This window comes from Rahnella perminowiae, from assembly GCF_019049755.1.
Taxonomy (GTDB): Bacteria; Pseudomonadota; Gammaproteobacteria; order Enterobacterales; family Enterobacteriaceae; genus Rahnella; species Rahnella perminowiae.
Map to the genome: position 1 here is coordinate 1 of NZ_JAFMOS010000642.1, position 24,848 is coordinate 24,848.

Consider the following 24,848-nt stretch of genomic DNA (forward strand, 5'->3'; position numbering starts at 1 on the left):
GCAGAGGGGAAAAGCCTTTCCCCTCTGCTCGGTTTCGGCAAAATATCTCGTATGAGAACTGCTATTGAGAAACCGAAACTTTCACAGTTTCAATTTTCATCCGTTCTAATCCCGCTCAGGATTTACTCCTTAATATCAGCCTGATAAAACACATGTTTCCCAAACGGATCCACTTCATAGCCGGTCACTTCTTTACGTACCGGTTCGAAAATGGTCGAGTGAGCAATCATTACCGCCGGTGCCTGATCGTGCATCATTTGCTGGGCCTGCTCGTAAAGCGCTACACGTTTTGCATGATCGGTCGTTTCTTTGGCTTCGGTGATCAGCTTATCAAACGGCGCGTAACACCATTTAGCTGAGTTTGAACCGCCCTTCGCGGCATTACAGGTAAACAGCGGGCCGAAGAAGTTATCCGGATCGCCGTTCGCCGTCGTCCAGCCCATCAGCGCCGCCATGTGTTCACCGTTACGGATACGGGTCTGATACTCGCCCCATTCGTAACTGACGATATGCGCCTTCACGCCGATTTTGGCCCAGTCAGCCTGGATCATTTCCGCCATACGCCGGGCGTTCGGGTTATACGGACGCTGAACCGGCATCGCCCACAAATCGATATCAAAACCATTCGGCATACCCGCTTCGGCCAGCAGGGCTTTGGCTTTCTCCGGTGAATAATCGTAATCCACCAGTTTGTCGTTATAGCTCCATACACCGGTCGGCAGCAGTGTTTTCGCCACGGTTCCCGTACCATGGAATACGGCTTCTATGATTTGCGGTTTGTTGATCGCCATGGTCAGCGCCTGACGCACTTTCACATTATCCAGCGGGGGTTTCTGAGTGTTGAAGGACAGGAAACCGGTGTTCAGGCCAGCCTTACTCATCAGATTGATGTCTTTATTAGCACGCATACGCTCCAGATCAGCCGGATTCGGGAATGGCATCACCTGACATTCATTCTTCTCGAGTTTGGCCAGACGCATTGAGGCATCAGGCGTAATGGTATACACCAGACGGTCAATTTTGGATTTACCCTGCCAGTAGTCCGGGAAAGCTTTGTACAGCAGACGCGTGTCTTTCTGGTATTGCACCAGTTCAAACGGCCCGGTACCAATCGGATCCTGATCGACTTTTTCCGGCGTGCCGGCTTTGAGCATCTGATCGGCATATTCCGCCGAGAGGATGGAAGCAAAATACCATGCCAGATCGGCCACGAACGGCGCTTCAGGGCGCGTCAGGTTGAAGCGCACGGTGTAATCATCCACCTTATCAATACTGCCGATCAGGTCACCCATTTTCAGGCTGTCGAAGTTAAGGTAAGTACCGCCGGAAATTTTATGATAAGGATTATTTTCGTCTTTCTGGCGCATGAACGAGAAGATCACGTCGTCAGCGTTGAAATCACGGGTCGGTTTGAACAGCTTGCTGCTCTGAAATTTCACGCCCTTGCGCAGGTGGAAGGTATAGGTTTTACCGTCCGCACTGACCTCCCAGCTTTCTGCCAGACCCGGCACCAGTTCAGTGGTACCGATTTTGAAATCCACCAGACGGTTATAAATTGGCGCGGCGCTGGCATCCACAGAGGTGCCCGACGTATAAAGCTGCGGGTTGAATTGCTCAGGCGAACCTTCGGAACAGTAAACCAGCGTTTTAGCACAAACGCCGCCAGTGAGAGTTAACGCCAGTAAGCCTGTGCTTATTTTTAAGATGTTGTGTTTCATTCTTTTCCCTATTTTCCCTGTCCGGAGAGTGTTTAAATCTTCTTCATCGTGGAACCTAAAGCAAAAACAGATTAACATCTGGATAACACGTAGTAATACTTTGTTATATATGAAAATCTTATAACAGGGAACAATATTTGCGCACATTCAGAGGTCAAGATGTCGACAACAATCGCAAAACAGCTTACCGAACGTTTCTACCGTTATCTCAGCGTAACATCACAGAGTGATGCCAGCGCGACCACCCTGCCAAGCACGCCAGGCCAGCATGATATGGCGCGGCTACTGGCTGAGGAACTGCATCAGCTGGGCCTGAAAAATATTCAGATCGACGAACAGGCGACCGTGACGGCAGTAAAACCCGGCACCAAAAAAGGCGGTCCGCGCATCGGGTTCATTACGCATATAGATACGGTCGATGTCGGCCTGCGTCCGGATATTCATCCCCAGACGTTGCGTTTTACCGGTGAGGATGTGTGTCTGAACAAAGAACTGGATATCTGGCTGCGCCCTTCCGAACGCCCGGAAATCCTGCCGTATAAAGGTGAGGACATTATTTTCAGCGACGGCACCAGCGTGCTGGGCGCGGACAATAAAGCGGCGGTCACGGTAGTGATGACACTGTTGGAAAACCTGACGACTGAGCAGGAATACGGCGATATCGTGGTGGCGTTCGTGCCAGACGAAGAAATCGGCCTGCGCGGTGCCAAGGCGTTGGATCTCGCCCGCTTCGATGTGGACTTTGCTTATACCATCGATTGCTGCGAACTGGGCGAAGTGGTGTATGAAAACTTCAATGCGGCGGCGGCAGAAATTACCTTCACCGGCGTGACAGCGCATCCGATGTCGGCCAAAGGCGTACTGGTGAATCCGCTGTTGATGGCACAGGATTTCATCAGCCATTTTGACCGTGCTGAAACCCCTGAAAACACCGAAGGCCGGGAAGGTTATATCTGGTTCAACGGCATGAGCGCATCCCAGCAGGGAGCAGAACTGAAAGCCTCAATCCGTGATTTTGACAACGTCAGTTTTGCCGCCCGTAAGCAGAAAATTCAGGACGTGGCACAAGAGATTGCCGCGCAGTATCCTAGCGCAAAAGTCTCGGTGGAGATCAGCGACACCTACAGCAATATCAGCAGTGCCATCGGCGAAGATCGCCGGGCGATCGACCTGATTTTTGCAGGACTGAAAGAAATTGGCGTGGAGCCCAAAGTGATCCCGATGCGCGGCGGCACCGATGGTGCGGCATTGTCGGCCAAAGGATTGCTGACGCCGAACTACTTTACCGGCGCGCATAATTTCCACTCAAAATTTGAGTTCCTGCCGGTGAATTCGTTTGTGAAATCCTACGAGCTGACCGTTCAGCTGTGCCTGCTGGCCGCGAAAGGCTGATGCTATTTTAGCTGAGCAAAACCCACACCCCATCCCAGCCTTCCCCTCGTGAGAGGGGAAGGAGTACGGAAATCACTTCAAAGCACCTGAGAGGAATTGTTGCAGCCGCGCACTTTTCGGGTTACCGAACACCTCGGAAGGCTCGCCCTGCTCTTCAATCACCCCCTGATGCAGGAAAATGACGTGGCTGGAGACGTGACGGGCAAACTCCATTTCATGTGTCACTACCACCATGGTTTTCCCCTCTTCCGCCAGCTTTTGCATGATGCGCAGTACTTCGCCGACCAGTTCAGGGTCAAGGGCGGAGGTCGGTTCGTCAAACAGTAACACTTCCGGTTCCATCGCCAGCGCACGGGCAATGGACACGCGCTGCTGCTGGCCACCGGACAAATTCACCGGATATTTTCCTTGTGCGCGGGCATCAATACCCACTTTATCGAGGTATTTCACCGCGCGTTCCCGCGCTTCTGCCTTGCTCAACCCCAGCACCTGAACCGGTGCTTCCATGACATTTTCCAGCACCGTCATGTGGCTCCACAGGTTGAAGTGCTGAAACACCATCGTCAGTTTGGTACGTAACAGTTGCAGCTGCTTTTTATCAAACACTTTCAGCTGACCATCGGTGTCGCGCACCATCCGGATATCCTGATTATTGACACTGATCGAGCCTTCGCTTGGTTTCTCAAGGAAGTTAATGCAGCGCAGGAAGGTACTTTTACCGGATCCTGATGAACCGATAATACTGATCACATCACCCGCATTCGCCGACAATGAAACGCCTTTCAACACCTCATGGTCGCCATAGCGTTTGTGGAGATCGAGAACCGCTAATTTGTTTTCTGGCATAACGTGATTCCGCAAAAATAATTCTTATTAGTGAGTTTGAGGCTTTACATGTGCCAGCCAGCGTTTTTCCGCCATGCGGAACAGCCCAATCAATATAAAAGAGATGCAAAGATAAATAACCGCAGCAATCCCGAAGGCATAAAACGGCTGATACGTTGCCGAGTTAATGTCGCGGGCTATTTTCAGCACGTCCGGTACTGTGGCGGTAAACGCCAGCGCGGTGGAGTGCAACATCAGAATGACTTCATTACTGTACGCAGGCAGTGCCGTGCGTAATGCAGACGGTAAAATAATGCAGGTATACAATTTAAAACGTGAAAACCCGTAAGCGTTGGCCGCTTCAATTTCGCCGTGCGGCACCGCGCGGATCGCACCCGCAAAAATTTCGGTGGTGTATGCACAGGTGTTGAGCGTCAGTGCCAGAATCGTACAATTGAGCCCGCTGCGGAAAAAAGCATTCAGGAAGTCGGTGCCACGCACGATCTCCAGGCTGTACATGCCGGAATAAAACACCAGTAACTGCACATACAACGGCGTCCCGCGGAAAACATAGGTATACAGCCAGATCGGATAGCGAAGGAATTTGTTGGAAGACACACGCCCCACCGCCATCGGCACAGCCAGTAATCCGCCTATCACAACGGAACTGATCAGTAACCATAAGGTGATAGCCAGACCGGTGAAACGGTAGCCGTCGCTGTAAAGCAGGGACATACCGTACTGTTGTAAAATTTCGATCATAGATCAGCCCTCTTCACACCCAGCGAATAACGGCGATCAAGCCACACCAGCACGCCGTTCGACAGCGTGGTGAAAATCAGATAAACCACACCGGCCACAATCGCAAAATAGAACGGCTGATATGTCCCCTTCCCGGCCAGTTGCGTGGCTTTCACCACATCATTGAGACCCAGCAACGACACCAGTGCGGTGGCTTTGAGAATAACCTGCCAGTTATTGGCAATGCCCGGCAGCGCAAAACGCATCATGGCCGGGAATAAAATTCGACGAAAGATTTGTGAACCGCTGAACCCGAAAGCCGTCGCAGCTTCGATTTGTCCACGCGGGACCGCCATAAACGCACCGCGGAACGTTTCAGTGAAATATGCCCCGTAGATAAAGCCCAGGGTGATAATACCGGCGCTCATCGGGTCGATATCAATTTGTGTCAGCCCCAGTGATTCTGTAATGCTGTTAAGCGCAATCTGCAAACCGTAGAAAATCAATAACATCAATACCAGATCAGGTACGCCGCGAATGAGCGTGGTGTAGCAACCAAAAAAACCAGAAACGATCCGGTTCTTTGACAGTTTCCCGCCCGCGCCGATTAACCCTATCACCAGCGCCAGAATGACTGACGAAATCGCCAGCTCCAGTGTCACTAACGTGCCCTGGATAATTACCTGGGAATACCCATACAGCATGGTTTTTTCCTGTCTTTAGTGGATCCCTGCGCAGGCAACACGACCACCGGCGTCAGAACCGCAGGGAGCGGCGTACCGCCCCCTTTGGCATGTCTCACGACGAATATCAGCCGCCGTAAACATCAAAGTCGAAGTATTTTTTCGCCAGTTTGTCGTAAGTGCCGTCTTTACGCATGCTGTCAAATGCCTTGTTCAGCGCATCTTTCAGGTCCGTTTCATTCTTACGCAGGCCCATGCCGGTACCTACGCCGAAGAACTTATCATCTTTAACCGACGGCCCCGCAAACGCATAATCTTTACCCGCTGCCTGTTTCAGGAAGCCTTCGCTGCCTGCCACTTCGTCCTGGAATGCTGCGTCAAGACGACCGGAAGCCAGATCCGCATAAATCAGATCCTGGTTCTGGTAAGCCACCACATTGATGCCTTTTGGCTGCCACATGGCATTCGCATAAGCTTCCTGAGTGGACCCCTGCAGAACACCGACGTTTTTGCCTTTCAGCGCATCCAGAGTGGGCAGAACTTTAGAGCCTTTAGGCGCAATCAGACGGGCGTTAGCAGCGTAAAGTTTCTCTGTGAAATCAATCTCCTGCTGACGTTTTTCAGTGATGGATAATGAGGAAATAATCGCATCAATCTTTTTCGCTTTCAGGGACGGGATCAGCGCATCAAAATCGCTTTCAACGTAGGTACATTTAATGGCTGCACGTTTACACATCTCGTTTGCCAGGTCGATATCAAAACCCACCAGCTTACCGCTGGAGTCTTTCGATTCAAATGGGGCGTAAGTCGGATCAGTACCGATGTTAATTGCTTTAGGCGCGGCAGCAAATGCACTACCTGCGCTGGCTAAAACCAGAACCAGCGGAAGAACCTTGAACAACTTTTTCATACATTAGCCTCAGTGATTATTCATCTGTTGTGGTTGCGTGTGCGTGAATGAACGTCTTTTTATAGTTTGCTGAACGATGCAAATGGCTTTTTGCCAGATTTTCTCATGCACTTTTCGTGCCGTTTCTCTGCATAGCCTTTTTGCACAGCGAGAGAGTGAAAACCGGTCAAAAAAGCATCGGGATAATCAAAGTTTTCAAAGGTCTGAAGGAAGGATAGCCGAAGCAAGGTTGGACACTGCACCCCAATGAATCAAATTGTGATCATTGTTGGTGCAATGTAACGAAAGTGCGCGAAATAAGTGCGTATTGGGACGTGAAAGTTTAACGACTGCCCTGCCATCGAACAAATAAGTCTTCCGGCAGCTCGATATCAAACTGATCGATCACCCGGTTTACCGTCTGATCAATAATATCTTCCACAGAAACAGGGCGGTGATAAAACGCCGGAACCGGCGGCATGATGATTGCGCCCAGTTCAGCCGCCTGTGTCATCAGTCGTAAATGGCCCAGATGCAACGGCGTTTCGCGCACACATAACACCAGACGGCGGCGTTCTTTCATCACTACGTCAGCCGCACGGGTCAGCAAACCGTCGGTATAACTGTTCACGATGCCCGAGAGCGTTTTGATCGAGCAAGGCAAAATCACCATGCCGGCAGTTTTAAAAGAACCGGAGGAGATGCTGGCCGCGATATCGCGGGAATCATGCACCACATCTGCCAGTGCCTGAACATCACGCAGGGTGAGATCCGTTTCCAGTGTCAGTGTCTGACGGGCTGCATTGCTCATCACCAGATGAGTTTCAATATCAGGCACACTCTGCAATACCTGCAAGAGCCTGACACCATATATTGCGCCGCTGGCGCCGGAAATACCGACAATAAGTCGTTTCATCAACACTGCCTTAGAAAAAATAAACCCGGATCCGGTGGTGCCAATACTGACATAAATTCAGGCATAAAAAAACGCGCCCGCCCGGTGTTCACCGGAGGGGCGCGCCAGAGAGAATGTCAGCAACCGGCTGATCAGCCTTCGTTGTGCATCTCGAGATTTTCAGCTTCCTGCTGGCCACGCAATGCCTGAGCATCGTCGTTGCGCAGCGCTTCAAGATATTCCAGATAGTTCTGGTCCACATCTTTGGTGACGTAAACACCGTCGAAGACTGAACATTCGAATTTCTCGATATCCATATTGTCTTCTTTCACTGCGGCGATAAGGTCGCTCAGATCCTGGAAGATTAACGCATCAGCCCCAATCATCTGATTGATTTCACTGACTTCACGGCCATGGGCAATCAGCTCGTTCGCGCTTGGCATATCGATACCGTAAACATTCGGGAAGCGGATTTCCGGTGCCGCAGAGGCCAGATAAACGCGTTTTGCCCCGGCTTCACGCGCCATCTCAACAATCTGCTGAGAGGTGGTACCACGCACGATGGAATCATCGACCAGTAAGACATTTTTATCACGGAACTCAGCGCGGTTAGCGTTCAGTTTACGTCGTACTGATTTACGGCGCTCCTGCTGACCCGGCATGATGAAGGTACGGCCCACATAGCGGTTTTTTACAAACCCCTGACGGTACGGTTTATCCAAAATACGGGCAATTTCCAGCGCGATATCGCAGGAAGTTTCCGGGATCGGGATCACCACGTCGATATCCATGTCTTCCCATTCACGGGCAATTTTCGCGCCCAGCTTTTCACCCATACGTACACGGGCGCTGTAGACGGAAATTTTGTCGATGAAGGAATCCGGACGTGCAAAATAGACGTATTCGAACAGGCAAGGATTGTACTGCGGGTTCTCAGCACACATACGGGTGAACAGCTGACCTTTTTCAGTGATGTACACCGCTTCGCCCGGCGCAACGTCACGCAGGAATTCAAAGCCCAGCGTATCAAGTGCCACGCTCTCAGAGGCCACCATGTACTCATTACGACCATCTGCCAGCGTACGTTTACCAATCACCAGCGGACGAATGCCATGCGGGTCACGAAACGCCAGCATGCCATGACCGATGATCATCGCCACACAAGCGTAAGCACCGCGGATCTTCAGATTCACTGCAGCAACCGCAGCAAAAATGTTGTCAGCTTCCAGCGGGTAGTGCTGGAAACGATCCAACTCACTCGCCAGGATATTCAGCAAAATCTCAGAATCGGAAGTGGTGTTCACATGACGGCGTTGGCCTTCGAACAGATTGCTTCGCAATTCGTGAGCATTGGTCAGGTTACCGTTATGGGCAAGGGTGATGCCGAACGGAGAGTTGACGTAAAAAGGTTGAGCTTCTGAAGCGCTGGAACTGCCAGCCGTTGGGTAGCGCACATGGCCTATACCCATGTTGCCCTGTAAGCGTTGCATATGGCGGGCTTCGAAAACATCCTTCACCAGGCCATTGGCTTTACGTAAACGGAAGTTATTATTCGCGTCGATGGTGGTGATGCCTGCGGCATCCTGACCACGGTGTTGTAACACCGTTAACGCGTCATAAATCGACTGGTTTACCGGCATGAAACCGGCGATACCGACAATACCGCACATGTTGTCTTTTCCTCTTCAGCGCTGCCAGAACTAAATATGTTTTGGCAAGAAACTCGACGTGCTCTGCAGGTAGTCAAAGAACCACCTGATGATATAACTGAATTGTGGGATCAACTGGGATTGTTTCCAGTCTTCACTTTGCGAAAAACCGGTAAAAGTATCGAGGAAGAACAGCATCGCGGAAACGATTAACACCCCACGCAGTGCGCCGAAGCACACACCTAACACCCTGTCAGTGCCGGACAACCCGGTTCTTTCAACCAGTGAACCAATCACATAGTTGACAATTGCACCTACGATCAACGTCGCGATGAACAAGATGGCAATTGCGATCCCGTTTCGAACTAATTCATCTTCGAAACGTGTGAAGTAGATGGCGAGGTAAGGGTAATAATGGCTGGCAACAAAAAAGGCGCAAGCCCAGGTTACCAGCGATAAAGCCTCACGAACAAAGCCACGGATTAAACTGACTAAAGCAGAAAATCCGATAACCGCAATAATGACGTAATCAATCCAGACCATTAACTATTCCAGTGTCTAATCCAGTCACATCTGCCCCGGCATCCCGTTCGCGGCGAATTCTAACAGAAAAAGAAAACGTTTGCGTAGGGGAAATCAGCCGGTCAGACAAATTAATAATAGCGATTAAAAAAACCTCAATCGCAGCATAAACCTATAAAAACTCAACCAGAGGATCTTATAGAAAAAGGGCACCAATCGCTTGTGCCCTCCGTGGTATTTTTTATGTTTTAACGGCCACCTCCCCCTTCGCAGGAGGAGGTGCAAAGTCAGTGAGCAGAATAGGCGCGAACCTGCCCGCCTAATCCACTCAGCTGTTGCAGTTGCGGAAGTGAAGCCTCAAGCTTCTGCTTCGACGCATCCGGCCCGACGTACAGGCGCGTAATCTGCCCCTGTACCGGCGTTGACGGAACCGTATAAGCGCGGAAACCAGACAAACGCAGATTCGCCACAATCTCATTGGCTTTAGCAGCATTTTTCAGTGCGCCAAGCTGCACTACGTAGGACTGCCCTGCCGGCGCTTTTTCTTCCGGCGCAGGCTTCGGCTGTTCTGCCGGTTTTGGCTGTTCAGCCACGGCCTTCGGCTGCTCGACCGGTTTTGGTTGCTCGACGACCTTCGGTTTCACCGTTGGCTTCGCTTCCACCATCGGTTTAGGTTCGATGACTTTAGGTTTCTGCGCCGCAGGTTTTACCGGTGCAGTCTGCACCGTTTTTTTCTGCTCAGGCAATGTGGTGACCGGCGGTGCTTCTATCGTGGTATTGCCCGGTGCAACATTGCCCTTATTCGCGGCATTCGTGTTATTCGCCGAACCTTCCGACTCCTGCGCAGCACCGTTCATCGCCTGATCCGCACCTTCCGGTGGCTGAGCCGGCAAAGATTGCGTGACCGGTGGCACCGAGTCCTGTTCCTCAACATCACCCGGTTTTGGCACCAATGGAATAGACGCAAATTCGTCTTCATAATGCTTTTTCTTGCCGTCGAGTAAACCGGGCAAAATAATGACGCCCAGCGCCACCAGAATGACCGTCCCGACCAGACGATTTTGAAACTTACTTGCCACTGGTTTTCCCCGTGTCTATAGCATCCATTACGTGAGCTACGGTATGGAACGAGCCGCAGACAATCACAATATCCTGAGGAGCAGCCTCCTGCATAGCCTGTTTCCAGGCAGACTCCACATCGTCAAACTGGTGCGCCTGCGGCAGGTGTGCCGTCAGCTCTTCAACACTGGCCCCGCGCGGACCTTCCAGCGGCGCGCAATACCATTCGTCCACCTGAGGCGACAGGCAAGCCAGCGTACCGGCAATATCTTTGTCTTTCAACATTCCGACGACAGCACGCACTTTACCGCCATTTCGTGGCTGTTCCGCCAGACGTCCGGCCAGATACGCCGCCGCATGCGGGTTGTGCGCGACATCCAGGATCAGACGAGGTGATTCACTCACCGTCTGGAAACGTCCCGGCAGTGCCGCACGTTGTAAACCGCTGTACAACGCGGCTTCAGGAATATCCAGAGTGGAATAATGCAGCGCGGCCAGCGCGGTCGCGGCGTTGGCGAGCGGCACATTCGGCAACGGTAAACCTTCCAGCACGTTAACCTCATGGCCTTCTTCCAGTGCTGCCCAGCGCCAGTGACCGGCATCCGCAGAAAAATGCCAGTTCACCTCACGGCGGTATAAATCCGCGTGTTTTTCCTGCGCAACGGCAGCAATAGATTGCGGCATATCCGGTTCACCGACCACGGCCGGTTTACCGGCGCGGAAAATACCGGCTTTTTCACGGCCAATGCTTTCGCGGTCAGATCCCAGCCAGTCAGTATGGTCCAGCGCAATACTGGTCACGACTGCCACACTGGCATCGACAATATTGGTCGCGTCCAGACGCCCGCCCAGCCCGACTTCAAGGATCACCACATCCAGCTTAGCCTGTTTAAACAGCTGCAACGCCGACAATGTGCCGTATTCAAAATAGGTCAGCGAAATATCACCACGGCCAGCTTCCAGCAGCGCAAAAGATTCGCAATGCGCAGATTCTGCTAATTCTTCACCCTGGATACGGACACGTTCGGTGTAGCGCACCAGATGCGGGGAACTGTAAACGCCCACACGGTAGCCCGCTGCCATCAGGATGGATTCCAGCGTTGCACAGGTGGTGCCTTTACCGTTGGTTCCGGCCACAGTGAAAACTTGTGGCGCAGGCGTCAGTAAATCGAGTTTCGCGGCTACCGCTTTAACCCGATCAAGACCAAGCTCAATCGCCTGAGAGTGAAGATGTTCGAGATAATAAAGCCACGTGGCCAAAGGCGACGTGGCTTGGGGAATAAGTTGATTTTGCATGAGTCCCGTTCAACCTTGTCAGGTTCACTTCGACGCTACATCACCAGACTGTGACAGCAGGCAATGCCCTCTTTGTCAGATCATACCAACAGAGTAAAAGCACGGCTGTCTTTTTTGCAGAAAAACAGTTTTGCAGAAAAACAGTGTGGGCGGCACAACACACGATGGCCGCCCGAATAACTGACCGGCGTTTACCCTGTTCGATCAGGCATCCTGATTGTCAGCGGCAGAACCGTTGACAGCAACATGGACGTCAGCCACGTTCGGCTCCGGTTGCCCGGTTAATTTCGCCAGAACGCTGCCCAGTTTAGCTCGCATTTCCGGACGGCGTACGATCATATCAATCGCACCTTTTTCGATCAGGAATTCACTGCGCTGGAAGCCCGGCGGCAGTTTTTCACGCACGGTTTGCTCGATAACGCGTGGACCGGCAAAACCGATCAGCGCTTTCGGCTCAGCGACGTTAATGTCGCCCAGCATTGCCAGACTGGCAGAAACACCGCCCATGGTCGGGTCAGTCAGTACAGAAATGTACGGCAAGCCGCGTTCCTGTAATTTCGCCAGTGCTGCACTGGTTTTCGCCATCTGCATCAGCGACATCAGCGCTTCCTGCATACGGGCGCCGCCACTGGCAGAGAAACAGACCAGCGGGCAATTATCTTCCAGCGCCTGCTCAACGGCACGTACAAAACGGGCCCCCACCACAGACGCCATTGATCCGCCCATGAAGGCAAACTCAAAGGACGCGACCACGATTGGCATGCCAAACAGCGTACCTTTCATGACGACCATGGCGTCTTTTTCGTTGGTTTCTTTTTGTGCTGCAACCAGACGATCTTTGTATTTTTTGGAATCTTTAAACTTCAGAACATCTTTAGGCTCAAGCTCGCTGCCTAATTCAACCTCACTGCCCTCGTCCATGAAAGTGGACAGACGCATACGCGCACTAAGGCGCATATGGTGGTCACACTTAGGGCACACCATGAGGTTGCGCTCAAGCTCGGCGCGGTAAAGAACCTGCCCGCAGCTATCACATTTAGTCCAGACGCCCTCAGGAATACTTGCCTTACGGGTCTGCGAGTCAGTGCTCTTACTAAGAATTCGTTCAATCCAGCTCATCGATAACCTTTCTGTTTGAACCCGGCCGAAGCCAGTCCGCTGTTCATGCTGTAACAAGTCCCCTGAAACCTACCCAAAATCACCTGTGTGCGGGGTGATAAAAAACCTCACACACCGCGCCACAGAAGGGTTGTTCGCAGGAACAGACCATAAATTGTCGCTCATTAAACCATAACGGCCAGACACTGTGGATAAAAAACTGGTCTTACCCTCAGGTTTAATGCCTTAAATTTTAAAGCGCTTGCGTAAAAAACGTGCGGAATTAATCCTGCTGACGCTTTTCTTTGGCCGCTGCGCGTTTGTGCCGCCAGATTTCAACCACACCCGGCAGGATGGAAACCACAATGATCGCCACGATCAGTAATTTCAGATTTTCCTGAACAATCGGCAGATCACCGAAAAGGTAGCCAGCATAGGTAAATAACAGTACCCAAACCAGTGCACCAATCACGTTATACGCAGCAAAATGGCGGTAAGACATATGTCCCATACCGGCCACAAACGGTGCAAACGTGCGGACGATCGGCACGAAGCGCGCAAGAATAATCGTTTTACCGCCATGTTTCTCGTAAAACTTATGCGTCTTGTCCAAATAACTGCGACGGAAAATCTTTGAATCAGGATTACTGAACAGACGTTCACCAAATACCCGTCCGATAGTGTAGTTCACCGCATCGCCCAGGATCGCCGCAATGGCCATCAGGAATGCCATCAGATGGACGTTAATGTCATTGCCCGGCAACGCCGCCAGCGCGCCTGCCACAAACAATAATGAGTCCCCTGGCAGGAAAGGTGTCACCACCAGACCGGTTTCGCAAAACAAAATCAGGAATAAAATGCCGTAAACCCAGATGCCATACTGCGCAACCAGCTCCGCTAAATGCACGTCAATATGCAAAATAAAATCAATGACAAAGTGAATAAAACCCATTTGATTTACTCCCCCTTTTTCGGTTTAACAGCTCATTTAAACAATCGCTTTATCCGTTCCTTAGTCTTCGAGGAACAGGGGTCCCATATTCACCTGAGGCAGCGCAAACTTCTCAGGGTAATCGACTGCAACCAGATACAACCCTTCCGGCTTGCCGGTGGCTGCCGCAAGATTGCGATCTTTCGCTGCCAGCAGTTCTCCCATCCAGCCAACAGGCTGGTTACCGGCACCGATTTCCACCAGACTGCCCACGATATTGCGCACCATATGATGAACAAATGCATTAGCCTTGATATCCACCACCACATAACTGCCGTGACGGCTCACATTCACATGCATCACATAACGCCACGGTGTACGCGACTGGCACTGAGATGCACGAAAAGACGTGAAATCGTTCTCGCCCAGTAGCGCCTGGCCGGCAATCTGCATTTTTCCGACGTCGAGTGGCATGTGAACATGCGTCACGCCGGCATGCAAAATTGCTGAACGGTAACGGTTATTGTAAATAACGTAGCGATAGCGGCGGGCAGTGGCGCTGAAACGGGCGTGAAAATCTTCGCCCACATTCGCGCACCAGCGCACAGCAATATCTTTGGGTAAATGGGTATTCACCCCCATCGTCCACGCCGCGTCTTTGCGCAGCACCGGCGTGTCAAAATGCACCACCTGCCCCGTCGCGCTGACGCCTGCGTCTGTCCGTCCGGCGCAAAACACCACGATCGGTGAATTGGCCACCCGGCTCAGTGCCTTTTCCAGACACTCCTGCACACTGGCAACACCCTGCTGACGCTGCCAGCCAAAATAAGCACTGCCGTCATATTCAATGCCTAACGCCACACGCCCGGCAACCGGTGCGGTGCTGACGTCAGCGATCACTTCATCGGACATAATCAGTACCAGTACTCATTAATCAGCTTCTCTGCGGTTTCCACCGCCATCAGTGCGCCGCCAAAACGAACGTTGTCAGCCACTGACCAGAATTGCAGTAACTCAGGAATGCCGTAGTCATTACGGATACACCCGATGCTCAGATTGGCATTGCCGGATGCATCGCTGACCTGCGTCGGGAAATCATCTTCATCGCTCAGATTGATATCATCAATGCGTTCAAGTTCAGCGCGTGCTTCTTCTGCTGACAGCGGACGCAGACCTTCCATATGTACCACCTGCGCATGACCGTAGAACACCGGCGACTGCACGCAGCTGACGGAAACCGGCAGGCCATCGTCCTGCAACACTTTGCGAACCTGATCCACCAGACGGCGTTCCTGACGCACACTGCCCTCTTCATCGCTGACCAGCGGCAAAAGGTTAAACGCCAGCTGTTTACTGAAGATACCCTCTTCTGCCGGAATTCCGTTAAGCAGACGGGCACTTTGCCCGGCCAGATCGTCAACAGCGGCTTTGCCCAGCGCAGAAACAGACAGCAAAGAGGTCACGTGCAGACGGGACAAACCCGCCTGTTCGGTCAGTGGTTTGATGGCAGTCAGCAACTGGCTGGTCAGGCTGTCAGCCACGGCCACGATATTACGATTGCGGTAATGAGAAAGCGCATCAGGGTTCACGCCCGGCACCACCAGAGGAATGTCATGTTCAAGCGAGAACAGGCCACTGCTGTCAATCACCAGACATCCCTGATTTGCAGCTTCCTCGGCATACAAGGCAGAGGCTTCAGAGCCTGCAACAAAGAATGCCAGCTGAACCTGAGACCAGTCGAACTCAGATGCCTGTTGTACGCGCAGGCTTTTGCCATTAAAGCGCACGGTCTGACCGGCACTGCGTTCACTGGCCAGCGGGAAGAGCTCACCAACCGGGAACTGACGATCAGCCAATAATTCCAGTAACGCATCACCGACTGCGCCCGTTGCGCCAAGCAGCGCAATATTCCAGCCATCAGACATGTTGGTATTCTCCAGAAAATATAAAGTACAAAATACAAAGGGGCGATGAACATCACCGCCCTGTTTTAACGCGTTTTACCCGTCATATTTCAACGTGAAATATCAGGGCAGGAACTCAATGATTTACGCCGTGGCTAACTGGCTGTTAAAACCCAGTTTTTTCAGCACACCGGCGGTCGCTGCATCGTCGCAAATCACCCGTAAAGATGACCATTCACGACGTTCTTCATAGAACTTACGCAGCTTGTCGAATTCGCCCGGTTTTCCGGCTACACGGCGCAAAGGCCGGTCATCGCGGCGCACATCATACACTAAGTGAATAAGACGCAGCAGTTTGGCTTCGCTCAGCGCGCCACTCAGTGTCACTTCGGCAAATTCAGGCGCGGGCAGTAACGATTCCAGCGGCACCGTTTGTGGCTGACCGATAAACTGGCTGAATGCTTCGAACACCTGCGTGGTGCCGCGTGCCTTCCCTTCCAGGCTGTAACCGGCGATATGTGCCGTGCCGATGGCAACTTTATCCAGCAACGCCAGCGACAAATCGGGTTCCGGTTCCCAGACATCCAGCACAGCGGTCAGCTTTTTGCTGCCGTTCAGTGCGCCGAGCAGCGCAGCGTTATCCACCACTTCGCCACGACAGGCGTTGATGAGGATGCGCTCAGCAGGCAGACGCGCCAGTAAATCCGCATCCACCAGATGATATGTGGCATAAGGGCCGGACATATTCAGTGGCGTATGGAATGTCAGGATATCGGCTTCGGCGACCAGTTTCTCAAGCGGCCAGAATTCACCGGCATCACCCCGATCGGCACGCGGCGGATCGCACAGCAGCGTGCGGACCCCCAGTGCCTCGAGGCGGGCATGCAGGCGTGACCCGACGTTACCGACACCAATGATCCCGACCGTTTTATCGCGCAGCTGGAAACCATCGCGCTGTGCGAGGATCAGCAATGAAGAAAAGACATATTCCACCACGGCAATCGCATTACAGCCAGGCGCGGCCGAGAAACCAATCCCTGCGCTGGCAAGCCATGCATCATCGACATGATCGGTGCCCGCCGTGGCAGTCCCCACGAATTTCACCGGTTTTCCCGCCAGCAAACTCTCGTTCACTTTGGTCACAGACCGCACCATCAGCGCATCGGCATCATTGAGCGCATCTTGCGGGATAGGACGGCCAGGAACGGCCTGCACGTTGCCCAGCCGGCTAAAAAGCTCGACGGCATACGGCATATTTTCATCAACCAGGATTTTCACGTTTGTCTCCGGCAGCATGGCCTAAAGAAAGAATAGAAAATAAAGAGGGCATTGATTTTGCCACGATACAGGGTCAGATCCCAACTTTCAGGGCACGGGTTTACCTGTCGTTACGAAAACGCTGCGGTGTGGTGCCCGACACCTGCTGGAACATGGCGATAAAGGCCGAAGACGAGCTGTAACCCAGTTCGAGTGAGACCTCCTGTACCGTTTTCCCCTGCTCCAGCAAAGAGACAGCATGCAGGAAGCGCAGCCGCTGACGCCATTGGGCAAAACTCATCCCCAGTTCCTGCTGGCAACGCCGCGACAGGGTTCGTTCGGTGGTATACACCTGCTTCGCCCATTGTGCCAGCGACGTGTTATCCGCCGGATTCTTTTCCAGTGCGCTCAGCACGGGGGACAGTAATTTATTTTCCGATGTGGGTAAATAAGTGTTCTGACGGGGTGCCAGACTGATTTGATCCAGCAAAACGCGACACATACGCAGATCCGTTTCACTCTGCGGTTCAGTCATATTTCGTGAGAAGCAGTCATCAGCAATGGCGTTAAAAATGGCTGTCGGCGTCAGCAGGCAAGGCTCAACAGGCAGATGGATATCCAGTTCGGGGGCGATATCAATGACGCAAAAACGTGTGGTTTTGCGGTTATAGCTTGAATGCTCAACCCCGGCAGGTATCCAGATGGCGAATTCGCGCGGGGCAAGATAGCGCTGTCCGGCCACGCGCATGGCAAGAACGCCGGATTTTACGCAGATAATCTGGCTCCACGGATGGGAATGCTCAACATACTCAGAATTCCCCTCCACAATTTCACCCCGAAAAAGCAGAGTAACCGGTATCTTCTCAGGTAACGGCGGGTAATATCGGGGTAAAGAAGGACGCGGTGCGGGCATAAAAACCTTTTATCTGTGCGCCAAACGGGGATTGTCTGAATTACGCAATGTGTTGTCTGATTATCGTTATATATAACAAACAAGACAACCGTACACTGGCGTGACGATTTATTCAGGAATACGACTCAATGAATGTGCTCTTTCCCCTGCTTGCCGTCCTGATCTGGTCACTGAATGCTGTGGTCAGTAAAGCCTCGGCCAGCGCAATTGATCCTGCTGCCATTTCGTTCTACCGCTGGCTTCTGGCACTGCTGACGCTGACACCTTTCGTGCTGCCCGGTGTGCTGCGTAACCTCCGGGCGGTGAAACAATACGGGTGGAAACTGCTGATACTGGGCTTGCTGGGCATGGTGCTGTATCAGAGTCTGGCATACTACGCCGCACACAGCGTCAGTGCGCTGTTTATGGGCATCCTGAATTCGCTGATCCCGCTGCTGACCGTGCTGATTGGCCTGTTTGTGCTGAGCGTAGTGCCAACAGTGGGCGTCGCACTGGGCAGTATTATTTCACTCGGCGGTTTAGTCTGGCTGGTCAGTGCCGGTTCGCCGGCGCAGCTGCTGCAACACGGTATCGGCACCGGTGAGCTGATGATGTTTGCGGCTTCGGCCTCCTATGCGCTGTATGGGGTGCTGACCAAGCGCTGGGCGATCCCGCTGCCGAACTGGCAATCGTTATATGTGCAGATCATTTTCGGCGTTTTATTATTGCTGCCAAACTTTCTGCTCGCGAAGGATGTCAGCCTGACCGCACATAATATTCCGCTGGTGCTTTTCGCGGGGATCCCGGCGTCGATCATCGCGCCGTTTTTGTGGATCCAGGGTGTGATCCGTTTGGGTGCCAACAAAGCGTCTATTTTCATGAACCTGTCGCCGATTTTCACGGCAGTGATCGCCGTGCTGTTCCTGCACGAGCACCTGCACAGCTACCATCTGATTGGCGGCGGTATCACGCTTGTCGGGGTCATTCTGGCGCAGCGTTTGCGTAAACCGCTGTTCACCCGCGCCGCGCCTGCGGAACAAAACAAAATTCGCTAAAGGGTATGCCATCCTTAATAAGAGGGTGGCACCTCCCCCACTTTCTGCTTTCGCGCCCCGCCAGACGTTTTTCTCTGCTGTTTTAGGAAACAATATTCTGAAGAATCTTTCTCAGCCTGCTATTCACGGTGTCGATTAAAACACTTTGCAGGTATGATGAGGCGCTTCCGCGCTCTGCGCCGTGCTTTTGACTTATCATTGAGTTTAAGCGACGTTTTAAATTTCCAGCGAAGGACGGTGATATGCAACCTTTGAGCGGCCCGGGCATGCCGGTTGGCGACAACAGAACACAACCGCAGGGTCAGACCGTTCCGGCTAAAACGGGCGCTGAACTGCCCTTAACGCCGGTACAGCGCACCACGCTGGAAAAACTGATCGTCAAACTGATGGCGCTGACGCCCATCAAATCTGCTGAGATCTGGGCCAATCTGCGCCACGAACTTGCGTTGCCAAACGGTGCGGAAATCACCTCTCAGCAATTCCCGCAGGCCGAAGCGCTGTTACAGGGAAAACTTACACAGGCCCAGGACAGCCTTGCCTCACGCCAGCTGATGCTGCAACTGACCGAGCTGCTGCCGCAGGGTAACAACCGTCAGGCGGTGAGCGATTTTATCCGCCAGAATTTTGGTCATACCGTACTGAGTCAGCTGACACATCCGCAACTGCAACAGGTGCTGGATCTGATCCAGACCCGTCAGATGAATATTCCGCAGCCCCAGCAGACACCGGTCACCGATCGTCCGTTGCTGCCTGCCGAGCATAACAGCCTGCAACAACTGGTAACCCGTCTCAGCGCTGCTACCGGCGAAGCCCCTGTGAAAGTCTGGCAGGAACTGTTTACGCTGGTTGGTGTGAAAGTGGGCGAACCGATACCGGCGAAGCATTTTCAGGTGCTCAGCCAGTTTATGCAGGTGAAAGCGTCGCTCAGCCAGCAGACCACCGCACCGACGCTGACCACGTTGCTGAGCGTGCTCAAGCAGCCGGCCAGCACCCATGAAATTCATCAACTGACGGAATATGCCGAAAATCGTTTCAGCGCGACGCTGTCCACGCCGCTGACGCAGGTTCAGGTCAGTGATCTGATTGGCGTTCTGTTCAGCCAGCGGGTTGACCGCTCTGCGCGCACAGAAGACATAGACGATACCTTCACCACGGTGACACGTACCGATCCGCAACCGATCATGAACCCGTTTATCGCGATGTTGCCCCCTTCCATGCAGGCGATGGGCGGCAAGCCGCTGGTATTTATTGCGTTCGTGGTGGTTCTGCTTCTGCTGTGGTTACTGTTTTAAGCACGCCGTTAACCTCTTTTCAGCAACTGCAATCTGGCGGTGCCTGTTTCCGTGAATACTGTCCGCGTTCTTCACCCACCGCAAGCGGGTGTTGATCGCGGTTCCAGAAATCCAGTCCGCCAATCATTTCCTTCACCCTGAATCCAAGCCGGGCCAGTTTATACGCGCCCTGCGTCGAACCGTTGCATCCGATTCCGTCACAATAGGTTACGTAAACCACGTCTTTACTGAGTTCGCAGGTACTTTCTGCCGTCATCAGTTTATGCGGAAAACTGACCGCGCCCGGCACATGGCCACCTGCATAATGTTCAGCAGAACGGGTATCAATCACCACGATTGTGTTCACACCGTTTTGTAAATCCGCAGCGACATCGGCGGCATCGGTATAAAAGCTCAGTTTCGACAACAGATATGCAGCACTGATTTCAGGTGATGGTGGTGCAAATCCTAAAACATAAGACTCTGGTTGCATAAACACTTCCTCGTTAAATGATATGACTGAAAACAGTTCCATCATCGCCGTTTTTGGTCTTATGATTAATGCCAATTTCAAGCCAATCATAAGACCCATTATGCGCATCTTGTCTCAGCCCTCTGCACTGATTACGCTTTTCGAAAACACAGCCATCACCGGTTCAGACGCTGCGGCAGGTTTGCGTGACCGGCTGTGTTCAGCGTTGCGCAAGGCTATTCATACCGGTGCGCTGACCGGAGGAGAACGCCTGCCGTCTTCGCGTATTCTGGCCTCTGATCTGAAACTCTCACGGGTCACCGTAGAAGCCGCCTACGCACAGATAGAAGCAGAGGGTTATCTTCAGCGCCATACCGGCAAGGGGACTTTTGTCAGCCGCTCACTGCCCACCGCCCTGTCCTCCCGAAACAGCCAGGTCTTATCGCCTGGGTTTGCGCGCTTGTCAGCGCGGGGTGAGAAAATTATCGCCAACGGCGGCTGTCGTGACCCGCAAGCGCCCGTCGCCTTTGCAGCCGGTTCGCCTGATCTGCGCGCCTTCCCGCTGAAAATCTGGAAGCAAATAACCGCCAGACAGCTGCGGACTCAGGGCGAACGCCTGCTGGGATATGGCGACCCGCAGGGGTATTTGCCCTTGCGCGAGGCGCTTGCCAGCTATCTTCAGCAGTCACGCGGGGTCATTTGCAGCGCCGGACAAATCCTTATCACCACCAGTTCGCAACAGGCACTGCAATTGCTGGCGATGCTCCTGATTGATCCCGCAGATACGGTGTGGCTTGAGCAGCCGGGTTATCCGGGGGCACGCAACGCGTTTGCCAGCGCCGGAGCCGATATTTGCGCCATTGAGGTTGATGAACAGGGAATGGTGCCGGGCGCTGATTCACCTGTGCCGCGCCTGATATACCTGACGCCGTCGCACCATTATCCGACCGGTGTCAGCCTGAGTTTGTCACGCCGTTTACATCTGCTCGGCTATGCGAAACGTCACGGCAGTTGGATCATCGAAGATGATTACGATAGTGAACTGCATTACGACGGGCGGCCGCTTCCGGCTATGCAAGGGCTGGATAAACATCAGCAGGTCATTTATCTGGGAACCTTCTCGAAAGTTTTATTCCCGTCTTTGCGGCTGGCCTATGCCGTCTTACCGCCTGCGCTGGTGGCACCGATGGTGACGCTGCGCACCGTGAATGACGGTCATTCTTCACAGCTGATGCAGGCCGTCACGGCGGAATTTATGCAGGCCGGGCATTTCGCTTCACATCTGCGCTTTTCGCGTCAGCTTTACCACAGCCGACGTGACCATCTGCTGACGCAAATTAAGCAAAAAATTGAATGGCTGAGCCCTCAGGTTGCCGCCGGGGGGTTACAACTCGCCGCCCGTCTGCCTGCCGGACAGGAACAGCATTTCAGCGCGCTTGCCGCCCAGGCCGGTGTCGAAACGCCACGGCTTTCACCTCTGTTTACCGCCAGCGCCGGTTTAGTGACCCAACATCAGGACGGCTGGCTGCTCGGTTTCTCGGCATTAACCCCGGCTGAAATCACCACCGCAGTAAACCGTCTGGCGTCGCTGAAGGTGCCAGTCATTTAACAAACAGCGTCAATAACAACCAGCCCGCGCCGCCGCTGAACAACAGGAACGGGAAAGAATAATAGTGAAACCGCAGCCAGATCTTCTTGTCATTCGCCATGCGCAGCGCAATAAGATTGGCCAGCGATCCTATCGCCAGCCCGAAACCGCCGGCATTGACGGCGTAGGCCAGCAACGGTCCGGAGGGTAAATAATTAATCATCAGGATTGTCGCGGGCACATTACTGATGACCTGAGAAAGCCCGATGCTCAGCAGATAATGACCGTAATCCGGCAGCCCGTGAATATGCGTAAACGCTGGCTGCAGGGCATTCATCCCGACCAGTAAACGCACATCGATAAACATCACGATAAACACCAGGATCAGCGGCCAGTCGATGCGCAGCAGGACATTTCGCGCCAGCAGTAAAAAACACAGGATCACCGCCAGCAAACCATACAGGGCTAGCCCCAGATCAACACAGGCGATAAATACCGCGTAGAGCACAACACAGCTCACCAGCAGACCTTTTAGAAAAGGATATCCCTGATTGTTCTCAATTTTTTTCAGGCTGTGCGACGGAAAACAAAACCAGGTCACCAGCAATAAGGCAGCCAGAGTGACCAGCGCCAGCGGTGTCATCTGTCCGATAAAATGCAGGAAGGACTGACCGGATTTATTCCATAACAGAATATTTTGCGGGTTACCGATCGGCGTAAGCAGTGAACCGGCATTCACCGCCAGTGCTTCAAAGATAATCAGCCGCGTCACCGGTAACGACGTCAGTTTCTTCAGCGTGATCGTCAGCGGGATGATGATAAATAACGCGACGTCATTGGTCATAAACGTGGACAACAGTGCTGCAGCAGTGACCAGAAACAGCGCCAGCCACCGCTCATTGTCGATGGCGTTAATCATCTTACGGCCTACAAAATCAAAGTAACCGCTGACCTCAACGCCCTTGGTCAGCATCAGTAAACCCAGCAACGTGACGATCGTGTCCCAGTCCACAAACTGCGGAAACCGGCTGATTTCCTCAGGCTGAAACAGGGTCAGAATGACACCAAGCAGAATTAACAGATGCAAAAATCTGTCACGTAAAAAAGGCTTAAATACAGAGCCGAACGCCGCCATCAACATGTCTTTTCTTCACTGTTCAGAATTCGCTGACGTTACGCGAAGAATTGCGCCGCTGCCAGCGGATAACATCAATCAGCAGGAAAATAAGTAAGCTCGCGCCCATCACGGGCAATGAAATTGCCAGACCGATCGTGATCACCAAAATCGGGCATTGCAGCCTGAACGGCACAGACCGCCAGGTTTGTAGCAATGTCGTGGCCGGATGACTGTCGGTACTGTTGACGCTGCGGCGCAGCCACCACAGACGATATCCCCAGGCAATCATCACACAAAGCCCGGCACCAAAAATCACCAGAATGGCCTGATTCCAGATGCCAAACAGAATGCCCATATGCGCATCCACACCCCAGCGGGTGAGTTTGGCAAGCAGCGGGAAATCAGCAAACCGCACGTGATCGACGATTTGCAGGGAACGGGGATTGACCGATACCGCATCCACCTGCGTTGGCCAGCTGCGATCAACTTCGGTCACTGTCCAGGCTTTCCCCGTGTTATACGCCGGACGGATTTCAATCTTGTTCGCCGCAATACCCGCCTCACGCGCTGCCTGTACTACCGCATCAAAAGTCTGTGCAGAAACAACGGCGGCTGGTGATGCAGCAGGCATGCTGTGTGCCGACATGTTCATTCCCGGCATATCAGGCATATCAGCCATCGGCGCTTGATGCCCGGCATGTTCACTGACCGGTCCGGCGACCGTCTGTGGATCCAGACTGGTTTTCACGCCGGGCGTCATCCAGCCCATATGGGCACGTAACACGCCGATATTGTCCCCCGCCCATTGTGACCAGGTCAGGCCGGTGGCGGAGAAAAACAGTAAACCGGCGAGCAAAACCAGGCCGAGCGAGCTGTGCCAGCGACGGCTGTTTTGCTGCTGTTGTACCTTGCCACTGACCTTACGCAGTGGTCGGGGTTTCCGGCGACCGCTGAACCAGAGCACGACGCCACCCGATGCTGCCACCCACAACCAGGAGGCAGCCAGCTCGCTGTATATCCGGCCTGTATCGCCCAGCAATAAGCCGCGATGTAAATCATCCAGCCAGGTGCGGAAAGGCAAAATGCCGCTGGTGCCGTACACCGTCATGTCGCCTTTCACCGCCAGCGTGATGGGGTCGATGAAAATTGCACGGCTCTTAGATGCTCCGAGTTGCGGATCAGAAAACATCACCCGCGTCGTTTCCCCCGCAGAGGGGGCCGGTCTGACGGCGTAGATTTTTTTATCCTGACCGGCAACCTGTAGCGCCGCATCTATCTGACGGGAGAGCGGCTGCGCCTCTCCTTTTGAGGCGGTAAATAATGCGCCGGCATAGAGATAATTTTCCAACTGAGGTGTCAGCACATACAGTGTACCGGTCAGCGCAGCGACAAAAATAAAGGGTCCGACGAACAGGCCAATGTAAAAATGCACACGGCGCAGCAACGCCATAAAGGCCGCTTGCGCAGGCATTTTTTTACCCGCGCTGGAAGGCAGGTTTGCAGGTTGATTCATAAATCTGGTTTCCTGAATTTCAAATAACACGCTGTCAACAGCGATAAAAATCGCGGTTAACTTGAAAGAAATTATTCAGAG

23 protein-coding genes are annotated in these 24,848 nt (G+C 53.0%); 4 read left to right on the forward strand and 19 right to left on the reverse strand.

Translation table 11 applies throughout. The features are described from left to right. Nucleotides 1-122: 122 nt before the first annotated feature. Nucleotides 123-1,718 (reverse strand): ABC transporter substrate-binding protein, encoded by a 1,596-nt coding sequence (locus tag J1785_RS25260; RefSeq protein ID WP_217139025.1) that lies wholly within the window; start codon nt 1,716-1,718, stop codon nt 123-125. Between the two features lie 159 nt (nt 1,719-1,877). On the opposite strand from J1785_RS25260, the gene pepT reads away from it, so the two are divergent. Beyond that, nucleotides 1,878-3,110 (forward strand): peptidase T, encoded by a 1,233-nt coding sequence (pepT, locus tag J1785_RS25265; protein WP_129991758.1) that lies wholly within the window; start codon nt 1,878-1,880, stop codon nt 3,108-3,110. Nucleotides 3,111-3,182: 72 nt separating this feature from the next. On the opposite strand, the gene hisP is transcribed toward pepT, so the two are convergent. The 15 genes from hisP to J1785_RS25340 form a co-directional block, all read right to left on the reverse strand. After that, complete coding sequence (gene hisP, locus J1785_RS25270; protein ID WP_129952313.1) at nt 3,183-3,956, reverse strand: histidine ABC transporter ATP-binding protein HisP; 774 nt, start codon at nt 3,954-3,956, stop codon at nt 3,183-3,185. 27 nt (nt 3,957-3,983) lie between these two features. After that, entirely contained in the window at nt 3,984-4,697 is a 714-nt protein-coding gene (locus J1785_RS25275) for an ABC transporter permease (protein ID WP_129952312.1), read from the reverse strand. After that, nucleotides 4,694-5,380: a histidine ABC transporter permease HisQ gene (locus J1785_RS25280; protein WP_129952311.1), complete on the reverse strand. Its 687-nt coding sequence runs from the start codon at nt 5,378-5,380 to the stop codon at nt 4,694-4,696. Before J1785_RS25280 ends, J1785_RS25275 begins: the two co-directional genes overlap by 4 nt. A gap of 106 nt (nt 5,381-5,486) precedes the next feature. Then, the gene (argT, locus tag J1785_RS25285; RefSeq protein WP_129952310.1) at nt 5,487-6,269 is read right to left on the reverse strand and encodes a lysine/arginine/ornithine ABC transporter substrate-binding protein ArgT; all 783 of its coding nucleotides are present in this window, start codon (nt 6,267-6,269) and stop codon (nt 5,487-5,489) included. 322 nt (nt 6,270-6,591) lie between these two features. Beyond that, nucleotides 6,592-7,164 (reverse strand): UbiX family flavin prenyltransferase, encoded by a 573-nt coding sequence (locus J1785_RS25290; RefSeq protein WP_129952309.1) that lies wholly within the window; start codon nt 7,162-7,164, stop codon nt 6,592-6,594. Between the two features lie 131 nt (nt 7,165-7,295). Then, nucleotides 7,296-8,813, reverse strand: coding sequence for an amidophosphoribosyltransferase (gene purF / locus J1785_RS25295; protein WP_129952308.1), 1,518 nt, complete (start codon nt 8,811-8,813; stop codon nt 7,296-7,298). Nucleotides 8,814-8,843: 30 nt separating this feature from the next. Continuing rightward, nucleotides 8,844-9,335 (reverse strand): colicin V production protein, encoded by a 492-nt coding sequence (gene cvpA / locus J1785_RS25300; RefSeq protein WP_013574561.1) that lies wholly within the window; start codon nt 9,333-9,335, stop codon nt 8,844-8,846. A gap of 266 nt (nt 9,336-9,601) precedes the next feature. Then, nucleotides 9,602-10,393 (reverse strand): cell division protein DedD, encoded by a 792-nt coding sequence (gene dedD / locus J1785_RS25305; protein WP_129952307.1) that lies wholly within the window; start codon nt 10,391-10,393, stop codon nt 9,602-9,604. Beyond that, a complete protein-coding gene (gene folC, locus J1785_RS25310; protein ID WP_217220985.1) occupies nt 10,383-11,669 on the reverse strand; it encodes a bifunctional tetrahydrofolate synthase/dihydrofolate synthase in 1,287 nt (428 codons plus the stop codon). Before folC ends, dedD begins: the two co-directional genes overlap by 11 nt. Before the next feature lie 204 nt (nt 11,670-11,873). Continuing rightward, nucleotides 11,874-12,788, reverse strand: a complete 915-nt coding sequence (accD, locus tag J1785_RS25315; RefSeq protein ID WP_129952305.1) for an acetyl-CoA carboxylase, carboxyltransferase subunit beta — start codon at nt 12,786-12,788, stop codon at nt 11,874-11,876. Nucleotides 12,789-13,050: 262 nt separating this feature from the next. Then, complete coding sequence (locus J1785_RS25320; protein ID WP_129952304.1) at nt 13,051-13,719, reverse strand: DedA family protein; 669 nt, start codon at nt 13,717-13,719, stop codon at nt 13,051-13,053. Nucleotides 13,720-13,779: 60 nt separating this feature from the next. Continuing rightward, nucleotides 13,780-14,610, reverse strand: a complete 831-nt coding sequence (truA, locus tag J1785_RS25325; RefSeq protein ID WP_217139020.1) for a tRNA pseudouridine(38-40) synthase TruA — start codon at nt 14,608-14,610, stop codon at nt 13,780-13,782. A gap of 2 nt (nt 14,611-14,612) precedes the next feature. Next, nucleotides 14,613-15,623 (reverse strand): aspartate-semialdehyde dehydrogenase, encoded by a 1,011-nt coding sequence (locus tag J1785_RS25330; RefSeq protein WP_129952302.1) that lies wholly within the window; start codon nt 15,621-15,623, stop codon nt 14,613-14,615. Between the two features lie 123 nt (nt 15,624-15,746). Continuing rightward, a complete protein-coding gene (gene pdxB / locus J1785_RS25335; protein ID WP_217220986.1) occupies nt 15,747-16,880 on the reverse strand; it encodes a 4-phosphoerythronate dehydrogenase PdxB in 1,134 nt (377 codons plus the stop codon). 100 nt (nt 16,881-16,980) lie between these two features. Next, on the reverse strand, nt 16,981-17,772 hold the full coding sequence (locus J1785_RS25340; protein ID WP_217220987.1) for an AraC family transcriptional regulator: 792 nt from the start codon (nt 17,770-17,772) through the stop codon (nt 16,981-16,983). A 128-nt stretch (nt 17,773-17,900) separates the two neighbouring features. On the opposite strand from J1785_RS25340, the gene J1785_RS25345 reads away from it, so the two are divergent. Beyond that, entirely contained in the window at nt 17,901-18,806 is a 906-nt protein-coding gene (locus J1785_RS25345) for a DMT family transporter (RefSeq protein ID WP_129952299.1), read from the forward strand. 242 nt (nt 18,807-19,048) lie between these two features. Next, nucleotides 19,049-20,098 carry a flagella biosynthesis regulator Flk gene (gene flk / locus J1785_RS25350; protein WP_129952298.1) on the forward strand — a complete coding sequence of 350 codons (1,050 nt, stop codon included), beginning with the start codon at nt 19,049-19,051 and terminating at the stop codon, nt 20,096-20,098. 19 nt (nt 20,099-20,117) lie between these two features. Here flk and J1785_RS25355 read toward each other — a convergent pair whose 3' ends face one another. Continuing rightward, entirely contained in the window at nt 20,118-20,570 is a 453-nt protein-coding gene (locus J1785_RS25355) for a rhodanese-like domain-containing protein (RefSeq protein WP_217220988.1), read from the reverse strand. Nucleotides 20,571-20,670: 100 nt separating this feature from the next. Here J1785_RS25355 and pdxR point away from each other — a divergent pair, with 100 nt between their 5' ends. Continuing rightward, nucleotides 20,671-22,158: a MocR-like pyridoxine biosynthesis transcription factor PdxR gene (gene pdxR, locus J1785_RS25360; protein WP_238483379.1), complete on the forward strand. Its 1,488-nt coding sequence runs from the start codon at nt 20,671-20,673 to the stop codon at nt 22,156-22,158. Here pdxR and J1785_RS25365 read toward each other — a convergent pair. Next, complete coding sequence (locus J1785_RS25365; RefSeq protein ID WP_217220990.1) at nt 22,151-23,278, reverse strand: SLC13 family permease; 1,128 nt, start codon at nt 23,276-23,278, stop codon at nt 22,151-22,153. The two genes, pdxR and J1785_RS25365, sit on opposite strands and share 8 nt — an antisense overlap. Nucleotides 23,279-23,294: 16 nt before the next feature. Further along, nucleotides 23,295-24,767, reverse strand: coding sequence for a PepSY-associated TM helix domain-containing protein (locus J1785_RS25370; protein ID WP_129952294.1), 1,473 nt, complete (start codon nt 24,765-24,767; stop codon nt 23,295-23,297). Between the last annotated feature and the right edge of the window lie 81 nt (nt 24,768-24,848).

Excerpts from the sequence above, each read along its gene's own strand:
- J1785_RS25260 (WP_217139025.1), bottom strand. The coding sequence starts at position 1,718 with ATGAAACACAACATCTTAAAAATAAGCACAGGCTTACTGGCGTTAACT.
- pepT (WP_129991758.1), top strand. The coding sequence starts at position 1,878 with ATGTCGACAACAATCGCAAAACAGCTTACCGAACGTTTCTACCGTTAT.
- hisP (WP_129952313.1), bottom strand. The coding sequence starts at position 3,956 with ATGCCAGAAAACAAATTAGCGGTTCTCGATCTCCACAAACGCTATGGC.
- J1785_RS25275 (WP_129952312.1), bottom strand. The coding sequence starts at position 4,697 with ATGATCGAAATTTTACAACAGTACGGTATGTCCCTGCTTTACAGCGAC.
- J1785_RS25280 (WP_129952311.1), bottom strand. The coding sequence starts at position 5,380 with ATGCTGTATGGGTATTCCCAGGTAATTATCCAGGGCACGTTAGTGACA.
- argT (WP_129952310.1), bottom strand. The coding sequence starts at position 6,269 with ATGAAAAAGTTGTTCAAGGTTCTTCCGCTGGTTCTGGTTTTAGCCAGC.
- J1785_RS25290 (WP_129952309.1), bottom strand. The coding sequence starts at position 7,164 with ATGAAACGACTTATTGTCGGTATTTCCGGCGCCAGCGGCGCAATATAT.
- purF (WP_129952308.1), bottom strand. The coding sequence starts at position 8,813 with ATGTGCGGTATTGTCGGTATCGCCGGTTTCATGCCGGTAAACCAGTCG.
- cvpA (WP_013574561.1), bottom strand. The coding sequence starts at position 9,335 with ATGGTCTGGATTGATTACGTCATTATTGCGGTTATCGGATTTTCTGCT.
- folC (WP_217220985.1), bottom strand. The coding sequence starts at position 11,669 with ATGCAAAATCAACTTATTCCCCAAGCCACGTCGCCTTTGGCCACGTGG.
- accD (WP_129952305.1), bottom strand. The coding sequence starts at position 12,788 with ATGAGCTGGATTGAACGAATTCTTAGTAAGAGCACTGACTCGCAGACC.
- J1785_RS25320 (WP_129952304.1), bottom strand. The coding sequence starts at position 13,719 with ATGGGTTTTATTCACTTTGTCATTGATTTTATTTTGCATATTGACGTG.
- truA (WP_217139020.1), bottom strand. The coding sequence starts at position 14,610 with ATGTCCGATGAAGTGATCGCTGACGTCAGCACCGCACCGGTTGCCGGG.
- J1785_RS25330 (WP_129952302.1), bottom strand. The coding sequence starts at position 15,623 with ATGTCTGATGGCTGGAATATTGCGCTGCTTGGCGCAACGGGCGCAGTC.
- J1785_RS25340 (WP_217220987.1), bottom strand. The coding sequence starts at position 17,772 with ATGCCCGCACCGCGTCCTTCTTTACCCCGATATTACCCGCCGTTACCT.
- J1785_RS25345 (WP_129952299.1), top strand. The coding sequence starts at position 17,901 with ATGAATGTGCTCTTTCCCCTGCTTGCCGTCCTGATCTGGTCACTGAAT.
- flk (WP_129952298.1), top strand. The coding sequence starts at position 19,049 with ATGCAACCTTTGAGCGGCCCGGGCATGCCGGTTGGCGACAACAGAACA.
- J1785_RS25355 (WP_217220988.1), bottom strand. The coding sequence starts at position 20,570 with ATGCAACCAGAGTCTTATGTTTTAGGATTTGCACCACCATCACCTGAA.
- pdxR (WP_238483379.1), top strand. The coding sequence starts at position 20,671 with ATGCGCATCTTGTCTCAGCCCTCTGCACTGATTACGCTTTTCGAAAAC.
- J1785_RS25365 (WP_217220990.1), bottom strand. The coding sequence starts at position 23,278 with ATGTTGATGGCGGCGTTCGGCTCTGTATTTAAGCCTTTTTTACGTGAC.
- J1785_RS25370 (WP_129952294.1), bottom strand. The coding sequence starts at position 24,767 with ATGAATCAACCTGCAAACCTGCCTTCCAGCGCGGGTAAAAAAATGCCT.